The organism is Mycobacterium sp., assembly GCF_044342925.1.
GTDB lineage: Bacteria > Actinomycetota > Actinomycetes > Mycobacteriales > Mycobacteriaceae > Mycobacterium.
Genome location: NZ_JBIIOV010000215.1, coordinates 1 through 4750, shown reverse-complemented (window position 1 = coordinate 4750; position 4750 = coordinate 1). Strand labels below are relative to the sequence as shown.

At 72.4% G+C, this 4750-nt stretch carries 4 protein-coding genes and 1 pseudogene; all 5 read left to right on the top strand.

Annotated elements, in window-relative coordinates:
* The coding region (locus ADBZ6I_RS16145) for a methionyl-tRNA formyltransferase (RefSeq protein WP_526385616.1) at nucleotides 1–430 on the top strand (430 nt) is incomplete at its 5' end.
* Nucleotides 427–1847: pseudogene (locus ADBZ6I_RS16140) on the top strand (transcription antitermination factor NusB). The gene ADBZ6I_RS16145 and the pseudogene ADBZ6I_RS16140, both read left to right, overlap by 4 nt.
* Before the next feature lie 121 nt (nucleotides 1848–1968).
* Nucleotides 1969–2817 carry a type IV toxin-antitoxin system AbiEi family antitoxin gene (locus ADBZ6I_RS16135; RefSeq protein WP_526385614.1) on the top strand — a complete coding sequence of 283 codons (849 nt, stop codon included), beginning with the start codon at nucleotides 1969–1971 and terminating at the stop codon, nucleotides 2815–2817.
* A gap of 78 nt (nucleotides 2818–2895) precedes the next feature.
* Nucleotides 2896–3582 (top strand): ribulose-phosphate 3-epimerase, encoded by a 687-nt coding sequence (gene rpe / locus ADBZ6I_RS16130; protein ID WP_526385612.1) that lies wholly within the window; start codon nucleotides 2896–2898, stop codon nucleotides 3580–3582.
* Nucleotides 3583–3602: 20 nt separating this feature from the next.
* Nucleotides 3603–4601, top strand: a complete 999-nt coding sequence (ribD, locus tag ADBZ6I_RS16125; RefSeq protein WP_526385618.1) for a bifunctional diaminohydroxyphosphoribosylaminopyrimidine deaminase/5-amino-6-(5-phosphoribosylamino)uracil reductase RibD — start codon at nucleotides 3603–3605, stop codon at nucleotides 4599–4601.
* Nucleotides 4602–4750 lie beyond the last annotated feature (149 nt).

Below are 4750 nucleotides of genomic sequence, written 5' to 3'. Positions count from 1 at the left end.
CGCCGGCGCCGGCCTGCTGGAAGCCACCCTGGACGGCATCGCCGACGGCTCGCTGCAGCCGGTACCGCAGGCCGCCGACGGCGTCAGCATCGCCCCGAAGATCACCGTCGACTCCGCCCGGGTGCGATGGGACCTGCCCGCGCACGTCGTCGACCGGCGGATCCGCTCGGTCACCCCCGACCCCGGCGCGTGGACCATGATCGGCGACCTGCGGGTCAAGGTCGGCCCGGTCACCGTCGACACCGCCGGAGAAGCCGCCGGAGATCCCCTGCCGCCCGGCCGGATTCAGGTGCAGCGCGCCGGCGTCCGGGTGGGCACCGGCTCGCACGCCGTGGTGCTGGGCACGGTGCAGCTGCCCGGCAAGAAGCCGATGGCCGCGGCGGACTGGGCGCGCGGGGCGCGGCTGGGCGACGAAGCGGCCGCCTCATGACTCGACCGCAGCGCGACCCGCGCAAACCGGGCACCGGCCGTCCGCCGCAGCGCCGCCGGCCCCGCGCCCAGCTGGACCCGGCGCGCCGCGCCGCCTTCGACGTCCTGCGCGCGGTCTCCGAGCGTGACGCCTACGCCAACCTGGCACTGCCGGCGCTGCTGGCCGAGCGGGGCATCCACGGCCGCGACGCCGCGTTCGCCACCGAACTGACCTACGGCGCCTGCCGTGCCCGCGGGCTGCTGGACGCGGTCATCGTCGCCGCGGCGGGCCGCCCGGTGGAGCAGATCGACCCGGTGCTGCTGGATCTGCTGCGGCTGGGCGCCTATCAGCTGCTGCGGACCAACGTCGCCGTGCACGCCGCGGTGTCCACCACCGTCGAGCAGGCCGGCGTCGAATTCGACACCGCCCGAGCCGGATTCGTCAACGGGGTGCTGCGCACCATCGCCGGGCGCGACGAGGCGTCCTGGGTGGCCGAACTAGCCCCCAGCGATCCGGTGGGCCACGCCGCCTTCGTGCACGCCCACCCGCGCTGGATCGCGCAGGCCTTCGCCGACGCGTTGGGTGCTTCCGCCGGTGAGCTGGACGCCGCCTTGGCCGCCGACGACGCCCGACCCGGGGTGCATCTGGCCGCCCGGCCCGGGGTGCTCAGCGCCGCGGATCTGGCGCAGGCGGTGCACGGCGAGGTGGGCCGGTATTCGCCGTATGCGGTGTACCTCTCCGGCGGTGACCCGGGTCGGCTGGCCGCGCTGCGCGACGGGCAGGCGCTGGTGCAGGACGAGGGCAGCCAGCTGGTGGCCCGGGCGCTGACCCTGGCGCCGCTGGACGGCCCGGACGGCGGCCGCTGGCTGGACCTGTGCTCCGGGCCCGGCGGCAAGACGGCGTTGATGGCGGCCATCGCCGCTGAGCGGGGCGCGACGGTCACGGCGGTGGAGCCCAACGAGCGTCGCGCCGAGCTCGTCGAGCAGAACACCACCGGCCTGGACGTTGCGGTGCTGCGGGTCGACGGCCGCGAAACCGGCCTTGCGTCAGACAGTTTCGACCGGGTGCTGGTCGACGCCCCGTGCGCCGGCGCCCGGAAGCCCGCTGGCGGCGCACCCCCGCCGACGTTCCGGCGCTGAGCAAACTGCAGCGCGAACTGCTGGCCTCGGCGATCCGGCTGGTCCGCCCCGGTGGGGTGGTGCTCTACGCCACCTGCTCCCCGCACCTGGTCGAGACCGTCGGGGTGGTGTCGGACGCGCTGCGGCCGAAGTCGCGCCGGGACGGGCGCGAGGGCCGCCAGCCGGTGACCGCCCTGGACACCCGGGAGCTGTTCGCACCCGTCGAGAACCTCGGCACTGGGCCGTACGTGCAGCTGTGGCCGCATCGGCACGGCACCGACGCGATGTTCGCCGCCGCGCTGCGCAAGAACCAGCGTTGAGTGAGGAACCACGCAGGCGCCCACTCGCTCTTCGTCTGCGTGGTTCCTCGATCGATGCGGCAAGCGTGGGCTGTGGATCGGCGAGGAGCCCATGCGGGCGAACCTGGCACGGTCACGCAATGTGGGTGTGTTCAGCGCCGGTGAGGCGCTGGCAGCAGGCGAGGTCAGCCGTTACGAGCTGGCCGCACACCACCGGCGGCTGTTGCCGGGTGTCTACGCGCCGAGGCTGACGCCGCTTTCACTGGCCGACCGGATCATCGCGGCGTGGCTCTGGTCTGGGCGTCGGGGCGTGGTCAGCGGCTGGGCCGCCTCGGCATTGCACGGGGCGCAATGGGTCGACCCGGCCGCGCCGATCGAGCTGAACCTGGCCCATAACAAGTCGCCGGCCGGCGTGATCACCCGGCGTGACTCGCTCCTCGACGGCGAGATTGTGCGAATACGAGGGATGGCCGTCACGACCGTGCAGCGGACCGCCTTCGACCTGGCCCGCCGCGGCTCCCGCGTCAGCGCGCTCCAACGCCTCGACGCGCTGGCGCGTGCGACAGGTTTCGCCGCCGCCGAACTGGACGGGGTTCTGGAGCTGCATCCGCACGTCCGAGGTCGGCGACGGGTACCGCAGATGCTCGACCTCATCGACGCCGGTGCGCAGTCGCCGAAGGAGACCTGGTTGCGGCTGCTGCTCATCGACGCCGGCTTTCCCCGTCCGCGAACTCAGATCCCGGTGCCGGGACCGGGCGGCTTTCCGCGCTTCTACCTCGATATGGGCTGGGAGGAATTCATGGTGGCTGTCGAGTACGACGGCGAGCAGCATCGCACCGACACCGGGCAGTACCGCGGTGACGTTGCCCGTTCTGAGTACATCGACGAGATGGGCTGGCGCCGGATCAGAGTGCTCGCCGGCCACCGGAGTACTGATATCGAGCGGCGGGTGGAGCGGGCAGGGGTGCCCCGGTTCCCCGGTGTTGAGTGAGGAACCAGGCAGACGCTCACTCGCACTTCCTCTGCGTGGTTCCTCAGTGGATGTGGCCGGGGCCCTACAGTGACACCCATGGCTACACCGACCAGGCCCATGATCGCCCCGTCGATTCTGTCCGCCGACTTCGCCCGGCTGGCCGAGGAGGCCGCCGCCGTCGAGGGTTCGGACTGGCTGCACGTCGACGTGATGGACGCCCACTTCGTGCCCAACCTCACCCTGGGCCTGCCGGTGGTGGAGAGCCTGCTCAAGGCCACCGACATCCCGCTGGACTGCCACCTGATGATCGACGACCCCGGCCGCTGGGCGCCCCCGTACGCCGAGGCCGGCGCCTATAACGTCACCTTCCACGCCGAGGCCACCGACGATCCCCTCGCGGTGGCCCGCGATATCCGCGCGGCCGGGGCCAAGGCCGGGTTGTCGATCAAGCCCGGCACCCCGCTGGACCCCTACCTGGAGATCCTGCGCCACTTCGACACCCTGCTGGTGATGTCGGTCGAACCCGGCTTCGGCGGGCAGAGCTTCATCCCCGAGGTGCTCGACAAGGTGGCCCGGGTGCGCCGGCTGGTGGATTCCGGGGAGCTGAGCATCCTGGTGGAGATCGACGGCGGCATCAACGCCGACACTATCGAGGCCGCGGCCGAGGCGGGCGTGGACTGCTTCGTGGCCGGTTCGGCGGTGTACGGCGCCAGTGATCCGGGTGCCGCGGTGGAGGCGCTGCGCCGCCAGGCCGGGTCCGTCTCACCGCACCTTCATCTGTGACGGTGCCCATCACCGAGGCGATGGCGCTGGCCATCGAGCAGGCGCAGCGCGTCAAAGGCTCGACCTACCCCAATCCGCCTGTGGGAGCGGTCATTCTGGCCGCCGACGGTACGGTGGTCGGCGTCGGCGGCACCGAACCCGTCGGGGGTGCGCACGCCGAGGTGGTGGCGTTGCGGGCGGCGGGGGAGCGGGCTGCCGGCGGCACCGCCGTGGTGACCCTGGAGCCGTGTAACCACCAGGGCCGCACCGGGCCGTGTGTGGACGCCCTGCTGCACGCGGGGGTGGCCGGCGTGGTCTACGCCGTCGCCGATCCCAACCCGGTGGCCGCCGGCGGGGCACACCGCCTGCGCGACGCCGGGGTGACGGTGACCGGCGGGGTGTGCGCCGAGCAAGTGGCCGCCGGGACGCTGCGAGAGTGGCTGCACAAGCTGAAAACCGGCCTGCCCCATGTCACCTGGAAATTCGCGACCAGCATCGACGGGCGCAGCGCCGCCGCCGACGGCTCGTCGCAGTGGATCACCAGCGAGGCGGCGCGGGCCGATCTGCACCGCCGCCGGGCGGCGGCCGACACCATCATGGTGGGCACCGGAACGGTGTTCGTCGACAACCCGACGCTGACCGCCCGACTGCCCGACGGCACACCGGCGCCCCAGCAGCCGCTGCGGGTGGTCGTCGGCGAACGCGAGGTGCCGCCGGAATACCATGTGCGCAATGGTGATTCGCCCACACTGCTGCTGCGCACCCGCGACCCGCACGAGGTGCTGCGCGCGCTGGCCGACCGCACCGACGTGCTGCTGGAGGGCGGCCCGACGGTGGCCGGCGCGTTCCTGCGCGCCGGTGTGGTGCACCGCATCCTGGCCTACGTGGCGCCGATTCTGTTGGGCGGCCCGGTGACCGCCGTCGACGACGTCGGAGTGGCCAGCATCGTGGGCGCGTTGCGGTGGCGCTACGACGGCGTCGAGCAGCTCGGTCCGGATCTGCTGCTGAGTCTGGTGCCGGGGGTTATCCCCAGTTCCTGATTCATCCACAGCCGCAATGGTTCTGGTGGCTGGGCGTCGGTGGCTCACGTTATTATTCGAACATGTTTTCGACTTCGGTGGCTGAGGTGTTCGCCGCGCTGGATGCTGCCGTGGCGGGTGTGGCTGCCCTGGAGTGGGATGGCATGGGG

Coding starts and splice junctions, on each gene's coding strand:
- rpe (WP_526385612.1), top strand. CDS start 2,896: ATGGCTACACCGACCAGGCCCATGATCGCCCCGTCGATTCTGTCCGCC.
- ribD (WP_526385618.1), top strand. CDS start 3,603: ATGGCGCTGGCCATCGAGCAGGCGCAGCGCGTCAAAGGCTCGACCTAC.